Source organism: Streptomyces ruber (assembly GCF_014648075.1).
GTDB classification, from domain to species: Bacteria; Actinomycetota; Actinomycetes; order Streptomycetales; family Streptomycetaceae; genus Streptomyces; species Streptomyces ruber.
In genome coordinates this window covers 45,953-63,741 of the sequence record NZ_BMQK01000012.1, presented here as the reverse complement: position 1 = coordinate 63,741, position 17,789 = coordinate 45,953, and the positions used below count along the sequence as shown (strand labels likewise).

General features: G+C 70.5%; 16 protein-coding genes. 5 read left to right on the top strand and 11 right to left on the bottom strand.

The features are described 5' to 3' along the window. Positions 1-556 precede the first annotated feature (556 nt). The gene (locus tag IEZ04_RS23270) at positions 557-1,186 is read right to left on the bottom strand and encodes a response regulator transcription factor (protein WP_189218902.1); all 630 of its coding nucleotides are present in this window, start codon (positions 1,184-1,186) and stop codon (positions 557-559) included. A gap of 436 nt (positions 1,187-1,622) precedes the next feature. Next, positions 1,623-2,024: a hypothetical protein gene (locus IEZ04_RS23265; protein ID WP_189218901.1), complete on the bottom strand. Its 402-nt coding sequence runs from the start codon at positions 2,022-2,024 to the stop codon at positions 1,623-1,625. A 210-nt stretch (positions 2,025-2,234) separates the two neighbouring features. Here IEZ04_RS23265 and IEZ04_RS23260 point away from each other — a divergent pair, with 210 nt between their 5' ends. Genes IEZ04_RS23260 through IEZ04_RS23245 form a run of 4 tightly spaced genes read left to right on the top strand, consistent with a single transcriptional unit; the run spans position 2,235 to position 6,193 of the window. Next, complete coding sequence (locus tag IEZ04_RS23260; RefSeq protein WP_189218900.1) at positions 2,235-2,747, top strand: hypothetical protein; 513 nt, start codon at positions 2,235-2,237, stop codon at positions 2,745-2,747. A gap of 46 nt (positions 2,748-2,793) precedes the next feature. Further along, positions 2,794-3,405 carry a hypothetical protein gene (locus IEZ04_RS23255; protein WP_229821204.1) on the top strand — a complete coding sequence of 204 codons (612 nt, stop codon included), beginning with the start codon at positions 2,794-2,796 and terminating at the stop codon, positions 3,403-3,405. Continuing rightward, positions 3,402-4,625, top strand: coding sequence for an MAB_1171c family putative transporter (locus IEZ04_RS23250; protein ID WP_189218899.1), 1,224 nt, complete (start codon positions 3,402-3,404; stop codon positions 4,623-4,625). Before IEZ04_RS23255 ends, IEZ04_RS23250 begins: the two co-directional genes overlap by 4 nt. Beyond that, positions 4,625-6,193, top strand: coding sequence for an amidase family protein (locus IEZ04_RS23245; protein ID WP_189218898.1), 1,569 nt, complete (start codon positions 4,625-4,627; stop codon positions 6,191-6,193). The genes IEZ04_RS23250 and IEZ04_RS23245 overlap by 1 nt, the downstream gene beginning before the upstream one ends. A 291-nt stretch (positions 6,194-6,484) precedes the next feature. On the opposite strand, the gene IEZ04_RS23240 is transcribed toward IEZ04_RS23245, so the two are convergent. From IEZ04_RS23240 to tap, 8 genes are all read right to left on the bottom strand, one after another. Continuing rightward, positions 6,485-6,886: a DUF6009 family protein gene (locus tag IEZ04_RS23240; protein WP_189218897.1), complete on the bottom strand. Its 402-nt coding sequence runs from the start codon at positions 6,884-6,886 to the stop codon at positions 6,485-6,487. Then, positions 6,883-8,406 (bottom strand): DNA primase family protein, encoded by a 1,524-nt coding sequence (locus tag IEZ04_RS23235; protein WP_189218896.1) that lies wholly within the window; start codon positions 8,404-8,406, stop codon positions 6,883-6,885. Before IEZ04_RS23235 ends, IEZ04_RS23240 begins: the two co-directional genes overlap by 4 nt. After that, on the bottom strand, positions 8,403-9,524 hold the full coding sequence (locus tag IEZ04_RS23230) for a bifunctional DNA primase/polymerase (protein WP_189218895.1): 1,122 nt from the start codon (positions 9,522-9,524) through the stop codon (positions 8,403-8,405). Before IEZ04_RS23230 ends, IEZ04_RS23235 begins: the two co-directional genes overlap by 4 nt. Positions 9,525-10,020: 496 nt before the next feature. Beyond that, on the bottom strand, positions 10,021-10,653 hold the full coding sequence (locus tag IEZ04_RS23225; protein ID WP_189218894.1) for a fascin domain-containing protein: 633 nt from the start codon (positions 10,651-10,653) through the stop codon (positions 10,021-10,023). 564 nt (positions 10,654-11,217) lie between these two features. Further along, the gene (locus IEZ04_RS23220; RefSeq protein WP_189218893.1) at positions 11,218-11,529 is read right to left on the bottom strand and encodes a cyclic nucleotide-binding domain-containing protein; all 312 of its coding nucleotides are present in this window, start codon (positions 11,527-11,529) and stop codon (positions 11,218-11,220) included. Beyond that, positions 11,526-11,978, bottom strand: coding sequence for a MarR family transcriptional regulator (locus IEZ04_RS23215; RefSeq protein WP_189218892.1), 453 nt, complete (start codon positions 11,976-11,978; stop codon positions 11,526-11,528). The genes IEZ04_RS23220 and IEZ04_RS23215 overlap by 4 nt, the downstream gene beginning before the upstream one ends. A gap of 1,052 nt (positions 11,979-13,030) precedes the next feature. Beyond that, the gene (gene tpg, locus IEZ04_RS23210; RefSeq protein ID WP_189218891.1) at positions 13,031-13,588 is read right to left on the bottom strand and encodes a telomere-protecting terminal protein Tpg; all 558 of its coding nucleotides are present in this window, start codon (positions 13,586-13,588) and stop codon (positions 13,031-13,033) included. 6 nt (positions 13,589-13,594) lie between these two features. Next, the gene (tap, locus tag IEZ04_RS23205; RefSeq protein WP_189218890.1) at positions 13,595-15,853 is read right to left on the bottom strand and encodes a telomere-associated protein Tap; all 2,259 of its coding nucleotides are present in this window, start codon (positions 15,851-15,853) and stop codon (positions 13,595-13,597) included. A 443-nt stretch (positions 15,854-16,296) separates the two neighbouring features. Here tap and IEZ04_RS23200 point away from each other — a divergent pair, with 443 nt between their 5' ends. Beyond that, positions 16,297-17,319 carry a hypothetical protein gene (locus IEZ04_RS23200; protein ID WP_189218889.1) on the top strand — a complete coding sequence of 341 codons (1,023 nt, stop codon included), beginning with the start codon at positions 16,297-16,299 and terminating at the stop codon, positions 17,317-17,319. Between the two features lie 227 nt (positions 17,320-17,546). Here IEZ04_RS23200 and IEZ04_RS35640 read toward each other — a convergent pair whose 3' ends face one another. Then, complete coding sequence (locus IEZ04_RS35640; RefSeq protein WP_268245686.1) at positions 17,547-17,672, bottom strand: hypothetical protein; 126 nt, start codon at positions 17,670-17,672, stop codon at positions 17,547-17,549. Between the last annotated feature and the right edge of the window lie 117 nt (positions 17,673-17,789).

The window sequence follows — 17,789 nt, the reverse complement described above, 5'->3', positions numbered from 1 at the left end:
TCACCGAACACAGTCCCGGGACAGCGCGACGGGACGCGGTGCCCGTATCTCTGCGGAGGTACGGGGCTACGCTCTCACCCGCGACGCCAAGCATCCCACCCGGCCGGACCACGACGGCACCGCCGAGTGCCTCTTCCATCAGCTCCACGCTGGGGCACACCATGGGGGCCGCCAGTGGCTTCGGGGCGCTGGCCTGCTGCGCGGCCCTGTAGGAGGAGTTCCTGCCGCCGACCGCGACGGTGCGGTCGGCGGACCCGGCGCTCGGCCCCGCCTGGACTGCGTCGCCGGACGCTCCCGTGCCGCCCGGCCGCGGATCGTGCAGGACCACGGGTTCGCGTTCGGTGGGAACAACGCCCTCGTCATCCTGGGTAGGCGTGAGCGACTGTGACGACCGGCGCCCCTGCCCCGGTGCGCATCACCGGTCACGGAGTCCTGGGCGCGGCCGGTCCGGGGGTCGGGGCACCGAACACGGCTGTGCGGGCAGGCAGCCTGCCGTACCCCGACCGGACGCCCGCGGACGGCGGCCTGACCGGAAGGCGCGGCCCTGCGGCGGGGGCTACGGCGTCTTGTTGCCGACAGCCCCGGCAGGCGGCGGGATCAGTGAGGCCGCGACCGCCTTGTTCACGGCGTCGAGCCGGGACACCGCGCCGAGTTTCTGGAAGACGTTATGGAGGTGCCGTTTGACGCTGCCCTCGGTGATGCCGAGGGCAGCGGCGATCTGACGGTTACTCATGGCCGAAGCGACGCAGTTGAGTATCTGGTCCTCCCGCTGCGAGAAGATGATCCTGGCCGTCGCCTCCGCAGGCGGAAGCGGTATCGCGGGCGCCGCTCGGTCCGCAGCGGTGCCGGCGAGGAGGCGCACCAGCGCGCCCCGGTCGACTTCCTTGTGCAGGCAGCCGCCGGCGCCCGCCGCGGTCAGCTCATCGGTCCAGGCCGGGGCGGCGTCACCGGTCAGCACGTAGACGCGGGTGCCGGGAGAGACCCGCAGGATCTGACGCACGGTGCCGGGGCCCTGCTGGTCCGGTACGGGCAGGTTGAGCAGCACCACGTCCGGGTTGAGCGTGGCCGCCGCCTGTACGGCCTCGGCGGGTGTCGCGGCATGTCCCACCACCACGACTTCGTCGTGCCCGTCGAGCAGACCACTCAGTGCCTCGCGATAGATCGTGTGGTGGTCGGCGATCACCACACGTGTTCGTCTGACGGTTGACGCCTCATCTGCGCCGTCGCGGAACGCTGCCTTCGGGGAGGTCCTGGGCTTCCGTAGCGACGCGGACCGGGTTGCGATCATCGAAGTCCTTCAAGAATGGCAGGAATTGAGCGAAGGCCCTACACGTGCCAAGTCAACAGAGAACGGACAAGTTGGCGTGCTGAACGAGTAGTCGTGTGCTCATGGCGGCATAAGTGGTATGCGCCCCAGCCGGAGCGGAACAGCGGCCGTCGGGCGCGCCGGACGACAGGTCGAGGGCGTCCCGTCACCGGGGCTCGGCTGTCGCCGAGTCGTCGGCTGCGCGGGTCCCGTGGTGCCGGAACGGGTTGGCGGGTCTGCTGGTGGCCCAGGCGGGATCGGGGTGTGCGGTGACGCCCCGGATGCGCACGGCGGGGACACCGTTGCACCGCAGCGGCTATACGCCCTGTTCGCGATGACGGTGCGCACTCGCGTGCGCCGAGCCGTTCGCCTGCGGACCGGCCGGGGCCGGCTGTCGTGGGCAGTTCCCGGTCACGGGGTCGATCCAGTTCGTGCGCAGCAGGTCCTCTCCGATGGTGACGGTGCAGGCGATGGCGACCGGCTCGGAGGCACAGGTCCCGACACGACGGCCGAGGCGTACGGCGTGCCCATCGGCGCCCGGTACCGGGCGGAGCACGGGTCGGGCGATGGTGCGGGCCCACACGGACGTGATGTCGGCGGCGGAGCCGAGGAACCGGCTGCGACGGGTGGCCGCGAGCGGGAACAGTGCCCGGTAGTCAGCGTGAGAAAGGCCGACGGTGCCGGAGTGGTGTTCCGCTCGGGGCGGCGTGGAGTCCATCGCTCCGGTTCAGTGGTCACTGCTGCTCCCGTCCCGTCGACTGGCGCTGTGCTGAAGCTGTGGCACGGGTGGTTCGCGTACGTGAACCACGAGGGGCCCTCATCACGCTCCATAAACAATAATTCCCGTCGCGCAAGAGAACGTAGGGGACTTCCGGTTACAGAGTCAACTATAATTTAGGTACTCCGACGAAACGAGAGCAGCCCATCCATGCCCAACCGTCAACCGCAGGACGCCGAGCACCGGCCGCCGGTGCCCGCCCCCGGTCCCGGCGCCGGCTTCGACCAGAGACTCAACTACCTGTTCGACGCACTGCGGCCACGCGACGGTGACCGCAGCAAGATCAACACCCGTACCGGGGAGTTCTCCAACGCGTACGTGGCCGACACCATCTCCGGGTGGGGCGACGGCACGATCACCGCGGCGTACATCGGGAAGCTGCGCAGTCCGGCAGGTGAGAACCCCACGATCCGTATCGTCCGCCTCCTGGCCCGCTTCTTCGAGGTCCCGGCCGGCTACTTCGTCGAGGACGAGGTCACCCAGTCGATCGTGGGCCAGTTCCAGCTCGTGCAGCAGCTGCGCGACCAAGGCGTGAAGCAGATCGCCATGCGCGCCGCCGGACTGTCCCCCGCCAGCAAGGACGCCCTGCTCAAGATGGTCGACGCGGTCCGGGCCGCCGAAGGCCTGCCCCCCGCCACCGACGACCCCGACGAAACCCCGTAACACCGATGCACCCGCTTTCCCCCCACCGGCTGCGGAAGGAGCCGTCATGTGGAAGCAGCTTCGCGGCAAGCGGACGGCGGCCAAGGCCGACATGCCCGTGACAGCGGACGACCCCGACGCCCTCCGACACACCCAGACGCGGAACCACCAGCGCGTCCGCGGCTTCATCGACGAACTCCGGCTCCCGCCGGCCGACAGCGTCCGGGACCTGCTGCCGTTCACCGAGAGGCACACGGGCCGCCGTATCCAGCTCATGCCGGTCACCGACGCGGAGTCGCTGCCCGCATCGCTCGACGCGGCCACTCCGTGCGGGCTCTGGCTCGCCACGGACACCTCGGACTTCATCTTCTACGACGGGACCACCAGCCAGGCGCACGCAGACGGCATCATCGCCCACGAGCTGGGCCACATCCTGCTGCGCCACCACACCGTGGACGACGACCTGCTCGCCGGCGTCGGCACCCTCGGCGGACTGCTGCCGGACATGACCCCGGGCCTGATCCGCATGCTCCTCGGCCGTACCCGCTACGCCGAACCCGACGAGGCCGACGCGGAGACGTTCGGCTCCCTCCTCCTGGAACACGTCCACTCCAGCCGTACGGCCGTTCCGGACCGAGACGATCCGATATCCCGAACCCTCCTGCGAAGGCACCGTTGAAAGACCTCCTCCACCCCTTATGTCTGCTCATCGCCGGTACCGGGTTCCTCGTCATGCTCCGCGACGTCGCCCGCGACCGCCGGGACCGGGCCCTGGTCGCCCTCGCGATGTCGTTCCTGGCCTCGGCCCTCAGCTACGCCGTGTCCATCACGTGGGTGTGGGTGCACGTCGATGCGTTCTTCGGCGTGCCCAACATCGTCGTGCCCATCGCCCAGGGCTTCGTGATCCTGGTCCTGACGCTCCAGAGCACCGTCCTGGCGTACTGGTCGAAACCGCCGGACGGGGCCCGTCGCCGCGCGCGGCTGCTCCTGATCGCGGGCATCGGGGTCATCACCGGCATGGGCGTGCTCTTCACGCTGCTGACACCGGCCACCCAGCGGCCCGTCGATTTCGCGATGTACTACGCGCACGACCCCTACTACCAGGCGTACGTACTGCTCTACTTCGGCACGTACTCCCTGGCGGAGATCTACCTCGCCCGGTCGTGCTGGAAGTACGCCCGGGCCGCGGCCACCCGGTCCATCGCGATCGGGCTGCGCCTGGTCACCGTCGGCGCCGTCATCACCCTCCTCTACAGCGGGCAGCGCCTGGCGGCCGCCATCGGCGCCGAGGCCGGGTTCGGCGTCGGCCACCTCAACGAACTCGCGTGGGCCTGCGGCGACATCGGCGCCACCCTCACGCAGATCGGATACTTCCTGCCCGTCATCGCCGCCCGTGCCGGGACCCTGTACGCCGCGTCCTACGAGCACTACGTCTACGCCCGGCTCGGCAGACTGTGGACCGCCGTCGTGCACGCGGACCCCAGCGTCGTCCTCACCGACTTCGCTCCCCAGCGCGACTACCTCCGCAAGCGTGAGAGCATCCACTACCCGCTGATCCGCCGCCGTATGGAGATCCGCGACGGCTTGGTCGCGCTGCGGCCCTACCTCTCCCCCGCCGCACGCGCCGAAGCCGAAACGCGCCGCACCCGGGAGGGACTGAAGGGCGACAGGCTGGCCGCCGCGGTGACCGCCGACCAGTTGCGGCACGCGATCGTCCTGCACCACCGGGACCAGCCCGTCGCCGAGCCCGTCGAGTACGCCGACACCGCCCTCCTCCTCGACACCCCGCAGGCCGAGCAACAGCATCTCCTGCGTGTCGCCCGCTATTTCTCACCGCCGCGGCTGGAGATCCCTCCTCGGTCCTCCACCTCCAGCCCTACACACGGAGTTCGTACGTGATGTCCCGTCGCCCCCTTCTCGCCGCGTCCGCGGCCGTTGCCGGATCTCTCGGACTGCCCCGCCCGACAGCCGCCGCCGACGGCAGGACCACCACGAGCGGCACCCGTGCGCTGCACCTCGCTCCCGCGCACAAGCAGGCCGCGGCCCTCCACAACGGCCGCACATCCAGCCGCGCCCTGCTCGACCAGCTCCTGGAACACCACGACCGGATCAACCCCGCGCTGAACGCCGTCGTCACCCTGGACACCGATGCCGCACGCGCCGCCGCCGACGAGGCGGACCGGTACCTCGCCCGGACCGGCCGGACCCTCGGCCCCCTGCACGGTCTGCCCATGACGGTGAAGGACGCCCTGGAAACCGCGGGCATGCGCACCACCTGCGGCTCCACCGACCTCGCCGACCACGTCCCCGACACCGACGCCGACGTCGTCGCCCTGCTCCGTGCAGCGGGCGCCGTCATCGTCGGCAAGACGAACGTGCCGACGATGTGCCAGGACATCCAGACCAGCAACCCCATCTTCGGGAAGACGAACAACCCCTTCGACGCCGAGCGCACCGCCGGCGGCTCCTCCGGCGGCCCGGCCGCGGCCGTCGCCACCGGCCTCACCTCCCTCGAGGTCGGCTCCGACCTCGCCGGATCACTGCGCCTCCCGGCCGCGTACTGCGGCGTCTACGCCCTGCGCACCTCCCGCGGTGCCTCCCCCGTCGTCCCCACCCGCGGCCACATCCCCCGCCCGCCGGGCTGGCTCACCAGCTCGGACATGCTCACCCTCGGCCCGATCGCGCGTACGCCCGCCGACCTCGGCCTGCTCCTGGACGTCATCGCCGCACCGAGCCCGGCCGACGCCCCGGCCTGGAGCATCCGTCTCCCCGAGCCGGCCAGGCACCGGCTCGGCCAGTACCGCGTGGGTCTGTGGGCCGACGACGACTTCTGCCGAGTCGACGGCGACATGCGCACCCTCATGGGCCGGGTCGCCGCCGCCGTCCGCAACGCCGGCGCGAGCATCGACGACTCCGCCCGGCCCGTCGACTTCGCCGCGAGCAACGATCTGCTGCTGCGCCTGATGTACGCCACGAGCTCGGCGAGCGCCGCCGACGACGCGTTCGCCGGCGAGGTGGCGGCGGCCGACGCCCTCGCCGACGACGACCCCTCCGCCCTGTACCTGAAGTCCCGCACCATGCGGCACCGGAACTGGGCGCGCGCCGACGAGGACCGGCAGAAGCTCCGCGCCGCCTGGGCCGACTACTTCACCACCCACGACATCCTGATCACCCCGGCCACGCCCACCGCGGCCGTCCCCGACCAGACCTCCGTCGCCCTTCCGCAGCGGCACATCACCGTCGACGGGGAGAAGCGCAGCTTCTTCGACCAGACGAGCTGGCTCAATCTCGCCGTCCCGGCCGGGCTGCCCTCCATCGTCGTGCCCGCGGGCGCCACCGCGGACGGGCTGCCGCTGTCCGTCCAGATCATCGGTCCGTACCTGTCGGAACGCACGCTCGTCCACGTCGCGAAGCTCCTCGCGTCCCTGCTGCCCACCGCGCCGGAGGCACCCGCCCTGACCGCGTGAGACAGCCACAGACCCGGGCGCGCACTGCCCCCACGGGGGTAGGGGGCAGCGCGCGCCCGACTCACTCCGCAGGACACCGCCGTGGCGGCCGCCGGACGTGACGGCCCGAGACGACCCCACCGCAACTCGGGAGACCGGCCCCGGATGTCCGCGGCGCCCCGGCACACCTGACCGGCCCCTGTCCTAGGCAGCGGCACAGCATCTGCGGAGCACGCGCTACGCCGCTGCCGGTGCCTCGGGCTTCGCCGGTACCGGTCCGCGCGCTCGCGGGCCCGCGACAGCCGCCGGGGGTCACAGCGGAAGCGTTATGCCCAGTTCTCGCATGGCGCTGGAAGGCGGGCCGCCTTCGGAGCGTTCGGTCTTGTAGCCCTTGACGCGCGGGGCGAGCGTGCGCGGGTCGATCGCCTCGGCGGGGGCGCTCCTGGCGTACAGGCCCTCGGGCTGGCTGTCGCGGTCGTGGGGCAGCAGCCAGAACACGCGGCGGCGGAAGGTGCCGGAGGCGCGGGAGGCCTTGGCGGTGGGGCCGAGGTGGGCGTAGCCGACCATGCGGCCGTCACGGTGGTAGGCGGGTTTGCCCTTGCGGGTGGGCAAGCGGTCCAGGCTCTGTCGGACGTAGTCCAGGTCGGTGATGTCTTCCAGCCAGACGAGGTCGGTCTCGTGATTGATCTCGTCTTCGGTGATGAGGGAGCTCATGCGTCGGCGGCCCTTTCCTCGTCGGTGAGCAGTCCGATGCCCGGGTAGTGCTTGCGCTGATTGGACAGGATCATTTCCTTGGGTGAGGCCAGTCCGACCAGTTCGCGGGTGCGGGCGGCGAACGCGCGCGAGGTCATGGCCGGGGCGCCCTCATTGTGGCACCAGGTCCTGTAGGCGGCGTAGAGGGCGGTCTGCTCGGCGCGCAGGTCCGGGCCCAGGACGCAGCGTTCGTCGTAGAAGCGGCCGGTGTGGTCCTCGGTTTCGGCGTAGGCCGTGGTGGCGATGCGGACCCGTTCGGGGCCGGTGAGGTCGCGGTCGCCGGCGAGGTAGCGGCGGGCGCCGTCGATGAGCCAGCCCAGGATGCCGGGGCCCTCCTCGATGACGAGGATGTCGGCGAGGTTGTCGATCTTGCGGTGGTCGGGGACGACGCGTTCGAAGGGGATCAGGCGCATACGGCGCCAGAAGGCGAAGCCTCCGGTGCCGACCTCGGGACGGTGGTTGCCGAGCAGCCAGAGTTTGTGGGTGGGCTGGAAGCTGAAGAAGTCCTGGCGCATGCGGCGGGCCTTGATGCGGTCGCCGCCGGTGAGGAGCTTGACGCGGGCTTCGTCGAACTTGTCGCCGTGCTTGACCTCGGAGCAGACGATGACACGTCGGCCGTGGAGTTCGGCGAGGTCGGTGGGGTGGCCCTCGTACGGGCGGGCCATGAGGAAGCCGGGCGGGGCGGCGTCGGCGTAGTCGCCGAGGAGCTTCATCAGCACGTCCAGCAGGACGGACTTGCCGTTCTTGCCGGAGCCGAACAGGAAGGGGAGGACCTGGCCGCCGACGTCGCCGGTGACGGAGTAGCCGAGCAGCAGCTGCAGGTACGCGATCATCTCGTGGCCCTCGGCGTCGTCGCCGAAGGTGTCGGTGAGGAATCGCTGCCAGCGCGGGGTGGGCCTGTGCCGGGGGCCGATGGTGGTGGAGCGGGAGTGGAAGTCCTTGTCGGGGTCCGGGGTTCTCACCAGGCCGGTGCGCAGGTCGACGATGCCGTCGGGAGTGCACAGGGCATAGGGGTCGGCGTCCAGGCGGGCGGCGTTCAGGACCATGCCGGGAGCTGATTTGGCCTGGGTGAGCATGGCGTTGATGCCGGTGGTGGACAGGGCGCGGCGGCGGTGTTTGTGCAGGGCGCTGGTGGTGAACAGGCCGCGGGGGTCGTGGGTGGCGATGTTCTCGGCGAGGTCTCCGGCGGCCCAGAGGACGGTGTCGTCCTCGTCGATCTGCCAGCGCGTGGTGTCCCAGCGGTACCAGCCGATGCCGGGGACGTGCCGGTAGTCGTTGGCGTAGAGCTTGACGAAGAGTTTGGCGTTGCCGCGGTCGGTGAGGGTGTCGGGGAGCAGTCCGGCGGCGGTGGCGTGTCCGTCCCTGGCGGGGGCGGCGTCGGCCTGTGCGGGCACGGTGGGGGCCTGGCTGCGGATCTGGGCGGCGACGGCTTCGGGGTTGAAGTCGAAGAGGGTCTCGGTGTCGTTGCGGTGTGTGGTCACGGGCGCCGCTCCTGGGCCGGGTGGAGGGGACGCTTGAGGCCGGCGGCCATGCCGCTGCGGATGATCTGCCGGATGCGGCGTTCCTGGCCGGGGCGGGCCGCGCTGGCGGTGTCGTGCAGGTGCCGCTGGGCCTCCTTGTAGGGCAGTCGTCCGGCGGCCACGAGGCCGCCGAGGGTGAAGGCGGCTCGGTTGAGAGCGTCGGAGAAGCCCGCGCCTTCGGGAACCTGGCCGCAGGCGGCCACGGGGGCCAGCACCATGGCGAGGGTGCGGTGGATGCGGTCGCGGCCGTCGCCGGCGGCCAGGACGGCCTGCCGGGCGCGGGGCGGGACCGGGCGCGGGGCCGGGATGTGGTCCGCGGGCAGGTGGCCGGTGCGCTGCAGTTCCTGGGCGAGCCAGAGGGGCAGCACCGCCGGCGTGCGGGTGTCACCGACGGGCGTATAGGTGCCGTGGCGGGTGGTGGTGCCGGGAGCGATGATGTAGCCGCCGTGGGCGCGGACGTCGACCTGCCAGGCCAGGGCGCGGCCCTGGCTGGAGCCGCTCGAGCACTGCCAGCGGCGGGAGTCCGCGACCCGGTACCAGACGTGGAGCCCGCCGGAGGGGGTGCGCACGCGCAGGGTGGCGGTGTCGTCGGCGGGGCTGGGCCGGTCGCGCAGCGCGGCCAGGACGGCGAGCGTGTGGAAGCCGTTGGCCAGGCCGGTGAGGTCGATGTGGTCGGCGATGGGGATGCCGGGCAGGATGCGGTCCCGGTCGGGGGGCTGGGCAGGGTGGGCGTCGATGTCGATGACGACCAGGCCGGCCGGACCGCAGGCGATGCCGACGCCGAACTCCGGGTGGGCACCCCACCATCGCTCGATGCGGCTCTGATCCAGGGTCGCGGCGTGGAAGCCGTGGCACCACCGTCCCGCGGGGAGGCACGGACAGTCCGCAGCGTGGTGCGTCCGGGAACGGCAGGCGGCGCAGTTCGCCGCCGGGACCTTGCGACCGGGGGCAAGGGGATGTACGGGCCATCCGTGGCGCGCGCACCAGCGTGCAGTGGCCAGCGACCGCCGGTCAGCGACTGAGGACTCCGGGGTGGACGGCCATGGGTCGCTGCGAGGAAAACGCAGCTCAGCAGGCATCTGCACCCCTCACCAGCGACCGAAGCGACTCAACGACTGACACAGACTAGCGAACGTGACCGGCGAGGTCATGGAGTACTCGCGGTTACGCCTCGCGCCTGTGCCGAGGATGTGACGAGCCGGAAGCCATCAGCGACCGTAGCCGGAGGCGCAGCGACCGAGCTCCTTCAGTCGCTCCTCGGAGGGCAGGAAGAAATAGCAGGTGAGAGCTGGTCCAGTTACCGAAACAGCGACTGAAGCGACTGAAGGCTTCTATATATCACGCACACACGCGCACGCGAATGTCTTCATATACCCGACCCTTCGGTCGCTTCAGTCGCTGCGTAGCTCGTGGCAACGCGCTGACCTGCGCCTTAACAGGGAACCGAGGAGCGACTGACAGCGACTGAACGGCCGCTGAGTCGCTGATTCTTCAGTCGCTGCCCCCTATCCGCGGCAGCGACCCGAGCGACCGAAGCGACCGACCGCTCGGTGCCTCCCCGACCGGCGCGAGACCTCACTGGTCGTCCAGGAGGTCGTAGATGCTGAACGTCTCCCACGAGCCGTTCACGTCGGTGGACCGGGCCCGCAGCATGAACTCCGAGGTCCCGGTGTAGTTCTTCTCCATGGTGACGAAGCGGTCGTTCAGCTGGGACTGGAACGCCAGGCGGTGGTCGTAGAGGTTGACCCACAGGTGGAAGCGCTCCCAGCCGGCCACCTCGTCGGACCGGGCCCGCAGCGCGTACTGCGAGGCGCCGGTGAAGTTCTTCTCGACCGCCACGTACTTGCCGTTGGCCGCCGATCTCAGCGACCAGCTTTGCGTGGCCTTGTCGTAGTCGAGGACGAGCGTCTCCCAGCCCGCGTGTGTCTGCGAGCGGGCGCGCAGCAGCCCCGTGCCGGGCTCGGGGCGGTTCACCTCCGTGGTGATGAACTTGCGGTTGGCCAAGGAGTCCAGTGCGACGGGGTACTCCTCGGCGTCGGCGGGAAAGGGGGTCCAGGGGAACGACTGCGAGAACTTGACGTTGTCCACCCGCCGCCATCCGTCGGCGGGGCTGGGCTCCGACCTGGCGGCGCTCGCGGGCGTGCTCAACACGGAGGTGCTCAGCAGAGCGGACACGGCCAGGGCAAAGGTGGTCGCGCGTGGGGTCATGGTGGCTCGGCTCCCGTTCGGTGACGACGACGTGCACGGAGCGCGCCTGCCGAGCCACCGGGACACCACGGAGTCTCTGCAAACCGCCCGCGTCGCTCCGTTAGACAGGTGAACAGCCGGCCTGTTGCATGCAGTTCCAGCCAATCACCGGCGTGGCAGCGCGCCCGCACGCTCCGCCCCACAACTGTGATGCGGTCGTGCAGTCGTGGCCCGCACGTGGCTTGGCCGGCCATGCGGCTGAGGCGGGCTCCGGGCACGGGGCGCCCCCGGGCTGCGCATCGGCTCCCTGGACGAGCTCGGGGGCACCCTGGACCGGCCGGTGTGCTCAGGGCCGGGCTGCCGCTGTCGGTGCGGTCGGAGCGACGGCACGGCTCCTTGTCGTCGGTCAGGGCCTGTCGTCGGTCAGGGGCCCGGAGTCATCCGGCGGTCGGTCCCGACCGTGTCCGTGATCCGGGGTCCGGCGTCCGGGACACGGGGCTGTCATGTACGTGAAGTCAATGAGCAGCGATCGCCGAAGCGGTTCTCATTGACCTCACGTACATGAGGTCCGCACGTCGGAGTCGCTCAGGTCGCGCGGCGCAGGGGGACGACGACGTCCTCGCCCGTGCTCTTCGCGCTGAGCCGGTAGTAGCTGATGTGAGCGAGCCGCTCGGACTCCTCGAGCCAGCCGGCTTCCACGACCTGGCGCCGGGTGCGGGAGAACACGGTCGGGGACATGCCGACGAGCTGGGCGAGGTTGGCGCCGGTGTCGATGACGGCGCCGGCGCGGTCGGTGGGGTGCATCGCGTAGAGCATGATGATCAGGCGCTGGTTGGCGGTCATGCCGGCGGTGCGGTGGAGGACGTCCAGCAGCTTCCGTTTGTCGTCGTTGTTCACTGGGCCTCCCACTGCGAAGGGGTTGTGTTGTCGAAGCCGGGGATGTCCGGCGGGTTGCATGTCTTGATCGCTTCCCGCTGTTCGACCCCGGTCCCGTGAAAGGCGATGTACGGGCTGATGCGGTAGAGCCTGTAGTTGCCGATGCGTCCGCGTTCGATCAGGATGCGCCGCTTGAGCAGTTTGCGGTTGATCTTGCCGACGGCATCGGCGGTCATCCCGACCTTCTTGGCGATGTCCGCGCCGGTCGCCCTCAAGGGTGCCATGCCCTGAGGAGAGACTCCGATCCACCACAGCACCAGGTATTTCTGGCTCGGGGTGAAGTCCCTGCTCTCGGTGATCGCTGCGACTCTGGCCTTGTCGACCTGAATGTGCTCGCCGGAGAAGGCGTAGGGGGCATAGGGGATGGCCTCGCCTGTGTCGGCGTCGACCAGTCTGCGTACTGCTCCCAACAGGCCCTCCAAGGCCGGGCATTGCCTCAACGTGTACGAGCCTCGGCCCTCAGGCCGACCAGATGAACCTAACGTACATGAACGTGAAGTACATGTACTCCGCTCCCAGGGCGTGTCGCTCCACCCTGCATCGATCTCCCACACTCCCTCGCCCCGCGCGAAAAGGGGGCTGCTCATGAACGTGACGTCAATCTGGTCGGTTCCTGGAACAGTGCTCACGGTTCTCAGGACATGGGCACTACGGCTCCAGGAACTGCCTGCCCCGCTCACAGGAACCGGGTGCACGATGCTGAGAACTGGGTGCCAGATCGTAGGATCTGGGTGCAGAACGGTGTTTACGCAGGTCAGGACGGATCTGCCGACCGCGCTCTCTTTAGCAGTGGGACAGGCCGTGACCGGGGGCTCCTGGCCCACGCCCCATGTCCCAGGAAGCAGTCGCGCGAGGCACGGCCGCGCTCTTCCCTGCGGAGCGTTCAGGACCGCGCCACTCCCCCACCGGTCGACAGAACTCGCCCTCCACTCCCCCGACCTCAGCCTGCGAAAGCCAGCTACGACGCGTCCGCACCTGACGAAGCACCCGTCACGTGTGTCTCCATCAGCCCACGCCGGTCTCAGCCACGCTGTCCCATGACACCCCCGAACTCACCGCAGCCGCCCGATCACCCGCATGCCCCGTCGGTGCACCGGAGGCCCCCCGGGGCCGAGGATGTACCGGCCCGTAGGCGTGGAGAGCGGATTTTCCGCCCGTGCCGAAGGCGACGGGGCAAGCGGCCGAAGACCGCGTCGAGAGCGGCCCCGAACCCCTGCGCATCCGCGTAGGGGCATGTGGAGCCTGCGGGGCCGTTCTCGACCGGGACAGCTACACGGCGGTCGACGTCCCCGAGGCTGCCGGACCGGCGGTGACAGCCTGTGGAGCGCGGGGAGGACCGGTCCACCTCCTGGCGCGGCGCGGCGAAGCAGAAACCCACCGAGACGGTCTGACGACGACCATCGTGGCAATCATCGTGCAGGTGCAGGTGCAGGCACGGGGAGCGGAGATCAGCGATCAGAGATCAGAGATCGAAGTCCACGTGCTCGATGTCGGTGAAGCGGACCTCCTCCAGAGAACCCGCGCGGCGGCCGCCGTCCTGGAAGTACACCTCCTTGAGGCCTTCGGCGGCGATCTGCTGCAGCTGCTGGTCACCGGCGCCGGCTTGCCGGGCGTCGAAGAGGCGGGCGGCGTAATGCGGCGGCAGCGCGACGGTCAGGTGCCGGATGCGGGCGTCGTCGGTCGAGCCGACCGGTGCGGTGTAGCCGATCCGGGCCCGGGTGTCGATGACGATGCCGTCGGTCGTCGCCGCCTTCTGCCGGGCCCTGGCCCGCACCTGCGGCTGCCACCGCTGCTTCACCTCGCGCTCCAGACGCGCGGCGAGCTCGGGGCGGGGCTTCTTGATCTGGTCCTTCACGTACCGTTCGACGGTGCGCTGGGAGATCTGCAGCAGCTGGGCGACCGCCCGGGTGCCCTTGAGCTGCCTCACCAGGTACCGCATCTGCGCGCCCGCGCTCTTGGGCGCCGGGCGGGTGAACGCCTTCTGCACCGCGGCGTCCAGGCCGTCGCCGAACAGACTCATCGCGGTCTACTCCCCGTTGTCGACGTCGGTGACGGTGCCGTCCTTGATGTACCGGGCGAGGTTCAGCTCCGGAGCGTCGAACCGCTCGCGGACCTCCTCGCCCCACAGCACGGTCTGGGTGCCCTCGTGCTTGACCAGGCCGGGGTTGACGCCGAGCTTGAAACCGCCGGGCAGCGGCTTGCCGTCCCGGTACGGCAGGAAGTCCAGCGGCGACGGGCCGCCGGCCGCGTACACGACGCAGTCGGACAGGACCGCGATCGGATACTGCCCGGTGAACGCCGCATGCTTGACGATCTTGCGATGCAGGTTGATGCGCGTGCGGGAGATGACCGCGGCGCGGATGTCCGGCCGCCAGGTCGGGCGGGACAGGGCCCGCCACGGTTCGCCCGGCCGCCACCCCTCGCCCCGCGGGCGTTCACGCAGCTTGCCCAGGCCGCCCTTGACCGTCGCCTTGATCGCCGAGACGACGACGGCCAGCTCCGGATCGCGTTCCTTGTAGCCGTCCATCGCGGCCAGGAAGTCCGTCGGCGTCATGTCCGCGCGCACACCGAGGTCGGCCATCGTGGCGAGGTAGGCGTCGCGGAGCCGTTGGTACCAGTCGTCCAGGTAGCGGCCGTTCTCGTGACGGACCCACGCTTCGACCGGCCGCACCTCGTAGCCGAGCTCCACCGCGTAGGCGACGGTGGGCGTGGCGTACCAGGCCGGACCCTCGGGCCGCTCGCCCTTCGGCGTGAACGGGCTGGGCAGCAGCGAGCCGTCCAGCTCCACCCGTTCCCTGCCGACCTGCACGTGCGACAGGTCGACGTGGGAGAGGTCCACCAGCCACGAGCCGGGCAGCTTCGGGTCGAACACCGGGTTCTTGACGTGCGTGGGCGCGCCGAGGCCGACGATCAGGCCGTTGGCGCCGGCGCCGAACGCGAGGTTGACGTCGATGCCGACCAGGTACCGCAGCGTGCATTCGGCGTCCGTCATCGGCCGCGCCCAGTCGTACGCCTCCTCGAACAGCTTCTCCGCGGGGCCGCGCACGTGGAATCGTGGCAGGTCCTTCAGGAGCGGGTGGCCGTCCGGGGCCTCGCACGGCGCGCAGTCCACCGGGTGCTCGCCCAGCGAGCCCGGGGCCTTGCCGTCGGCCTTGCGGAAGGCGCCGGTGGCCTCGTCGCGCACGGCGTAGGTCGGCGGGTGCAGCGCGGTCATCAGCTCCAGGCCGGTGACGGCGGTGGAGCCGCGGGGCGTCATCACCCGGGACGCGTACACGCCCAGGAGCCGGGCGAGTTCCGCCGGCGGCAGCTGAGCGGCCGGGCCCCAGTGGCGGGAGTCGAGTGCGTGCCAGGACGGGATGCACAGCTGGACGCAGGCCCGCTCCGAACCCTGCGCCGGACGGTAGATCCGCGCCCACGGCCCGAACCCGCGCTTGGTGAGCTTCCAGTCGGCGCGCGCCAGTTGCCTGACGACCTTGTGCCCCTCCGGGATCCGCCCGGCGAGCCGCTCCTCCTCGGTGAGGGTGACCGGCAGGCCGTAGCGCTTCAGTGCGGCCTCGGTGAGCACGAGCAGCGGGTCGGCGTCCTTGCCCGGGCCGGACAGCTTCGGCTGCCCGAGCCTCGCCTCCTTGAGCGTCCAGTCCACCAGGGACGGGAGGGACTTGGCGGGCACGTCCAGGACCAGGCCCCCGGTGCAGTACGCCAGCACCTGCCCGTCGACGTCGACGTCGACGACCGCCAGTGGACCGTTCTCGAACCGCGGGTCGGTGTCGCGTGCCGGGGCGGTGGCAGGGGCCGCCTTCCGCCCGCCCGGGCGGCGTGACGCCGCCGTGCTCCTGGCTGTGCGCGCCGGGCGCGGTGCGGCCTGCTCGGCGGGGGCAGGCGCGGCTGGGGTGGTGGCGGTGACGGCTGGGGCGGTTCGGGAGGAGTTCACGTGTGCGGTCGTGGCCACGGCATCCGGGGCCACGACCGTGGGCAGGACCTGCTCCGCGAGGGCCGGCTGCTCGTTGCGTGTGGCCGGTACCGCGGTGGGGGCGGCAGGCGTGGGGTACAGCTCCGCGAGTCTGTTCAGCAGCCGCGCGTAGGCCTCACGTTCCGGGCCGCGTGGCTCGGTCGGCTTCTTGACCGACTCCCAGCCGGACACCGTCGCCCGGCGCACCCTCAGCGCGCCGGCCACGTCGTCCAGGGTCAGACCGTGGGCCTGGCGCAGCCGCTTGCGCTCCTGCGCCGGCGGCAACGGAGCGCGAGACGCGACCAGTGCGTCGACCGCATCGAACAACTCGGACATGCAGTACCTCCTGACCGGCACCCTATCGCGGACACCGTGCGTCTGACGCACTTATAGCGTACGAATTGCGGACTAATTGCGTACGGAAGGCGTTTGCCGGCTGGTCGAGCCGCATTGCCCAGGGCGACGACCAGCGCGTCAGGAGATGCCTCCAGGGGGAGGTACGAGCGGTCGCCACGTGCGGCCAGGGGCCACGTGGGCGGAGCAGCGTGTTCGACGATGCGATGCGCCGGATCGGATGTCCCGACGAGTGGTGCAACCCGGCAGCGGACGACCGAAGTTGCCGAACTCGTGTTCCAGGAGCTTCGATGAGTCCCGTGTCCCGCCTCTTCTCCATACCCGTACGCCGATACGGACCGGTCCCACGTGGACCGGTCCCACGTAGACCGGTCCCACGTGGACCGGTCCGACGCAGACCGGTCCCACGAACGACTCGTACGGCGTTGAAGGTCGCTCTGCTCGGCTTGCTCGTGATGGCCGGCTGCGCCCGCTGGGACGAGCCGCTGTCCCTTCCGCCCGCCGGCGTGTACGAGCACGGTGCAGCGGCTGAGAACTCACAGGCCGAGCCGATTCCGACCGACGGCGTGGCAGGGGCTCTCACTGGACCGTTGAGGGAGGCCGGTTGGTTCTGTGCGCAGGTCCGAGCCAATGCGGACGGCCGCGCCCTGTGGTGCCGTATCGCTCGTCGCGACGAGGCGGACACGGTCCATGCGCAGGTGGCGCAGTACTTGCTCGACCGCGACGACCGGCTTGTCTGGGCATGGTTTCCGTCCACCGAGGTGGACCCTGAGAACCATGAGGACCAGGAGGTTGCCGTGGCGGCGGCCTCGACGCTGACCGCGATCTGGCCCGGTGCTGGTGATCGTGTGCGGGAGGAGATCGATGACTTCAATGGCGAGTACCGCACTGACACGTGGGGGCGCGACGGCGGTGTGTCCCGGACGGGGTGGCGGGACGCGTACGCGGTGTACAGGTACGACCCGCACAACGGACTGGTCGTCACCGCCCGGGACGCCTCCGTACGGCGCTGGCCGTTCGGCTCCGAGCACTACGCGACCTCGATGAGCTCCGCCGTCGATGATCTTCGCTCCGGTGGTTACGACTGCTTCTATCCACCCCAGCAGAGCTGCGACCGTGTCCAGTCGAACGGCTACTTCGGTGTCACCCTCCGTGGCGACCAGATCGTCTCGGCCCGGTTCGGCATCGGCAGCCTGATCGAGTCCGGGCGGCAACAGCACCCGCTCGGTGAGGAGTTCCCGCACGGCCTTACCTTCCTCACCGAGGCGGTCCGCCGTCCCGTCACGGAGCGCATCGAACAGTCCCGACGAACCGGTACCAGCTTCATCGGCATCGTGGCCGGAACGGTCGTGATCATCGACGCGCGTTCGAACGCTTTCGACGGAGGTCTCGTGGCCTACCTCGATATCCAGATCGGTGCACCGCTGGCGGCGACTCTGCCGATCTGACCACGCGGCCAAGAAGGGGGTGCCGCTGACGAACGCGTCACCGACGGCCGGCTGCCGCACAAGCTGCCAGCTGTGCTGCGCGCCGGACGGCGTCATCTGCTGGAGCGAGCAACCTGGATCGAGCGAACCGCTCGGCGGCCTTCACCGGCTGTCGCACCCGTTGACGACGGCCTTCGGACGGGTTGGGTTCGAACTGTTGAAGCGGGTGTCGGCAGCATGATGCTGGGCTACGGCGGTGGCGGGGGCGGCACCAGGGGGGCGCGGAAGTCCCGGCTGATCGACTGCAGCAGGTACTCGCGGTGTTCGCGGCCGCCAGGCGTGATCACGAGCAGGTGCTCCATCGACATGGGCACCGGACGGACTTCCGTCCGCCGCCGGGCGAGTCCTCGACGGCGGCCGCCTGTCGGCTTCCGCCCGCAAGGGGCCGCCCGCCGTCATCTACGGTGCCCCCGCGGGCTACTCGTCCCGCT

Bases quoted from the DNA above. Each gene is read 5' to 3' on its own strand.
- IEZ04_RS23265 (WP_189218901.1), bottom strand. From the start codon at position 2,024: ATGGACTCCACGCCGCCCCGAGCGGAACACCACTCCGGCACCGTCGGC.
- IEZ04_RS23260 (WP_189218900.1), top strand. From the start codon at position 2,235: ATGCCCAACCGTCAACCGCAGGACGCCGAGCACCGGCCGCCGGTGCCC.
- IEZ04_RS23255 (WP_229821204.1), top strand. From the start codon at position 2,794: ATGTGGAAGCAGCTTCGCGGCAAGCGGACGGCGGCCAAGGCCGACATG.
- IEZ04_RS23245 (WP_189218898.1), top strand. From the start codon at position 4,625: ATGTCCCGTCGCCCCCTTCTCGCCGCGTCCGCGGCCGTTGCCGGATCT.
- IEZ04_RS23240 (WP_189218897.1), bottom strand. From the start codon at position 6,886: ATGAGCTCCCTCATCACCGAAGACGAGATCAATCACGAGACCGACCTC.
- IEZ04_RS23230 (WP_189218895.1), bottom strand. From the start codon at position 9,524: ATGCCTGCTGAGCTGCGTTTTCCTCGCAGCGACCCATGGCCGTCCACC.
- IEZ04_RS23225 (WP_189218894.1), bottom strand. From the start codon at position 10,653: ATGACCCCACGCGCGACCACCTTTGCCCTGGCCGTGTCCGCTCTGCTG.
- tpg (WP_189218891.1), bottom strand. From the start codon at position 13,588: ATGAGTCTGTTCGGCGACGGCCTGGACGCCGCGGTGCAGAAGGCGTTC.
- tap (WP_189218890.1), bottom strand. From the start codon at position 15,853: ATGTCCGAGTTGTTCGATGCGGTCGACGCACTGGTCGCGTCTCGCGCT.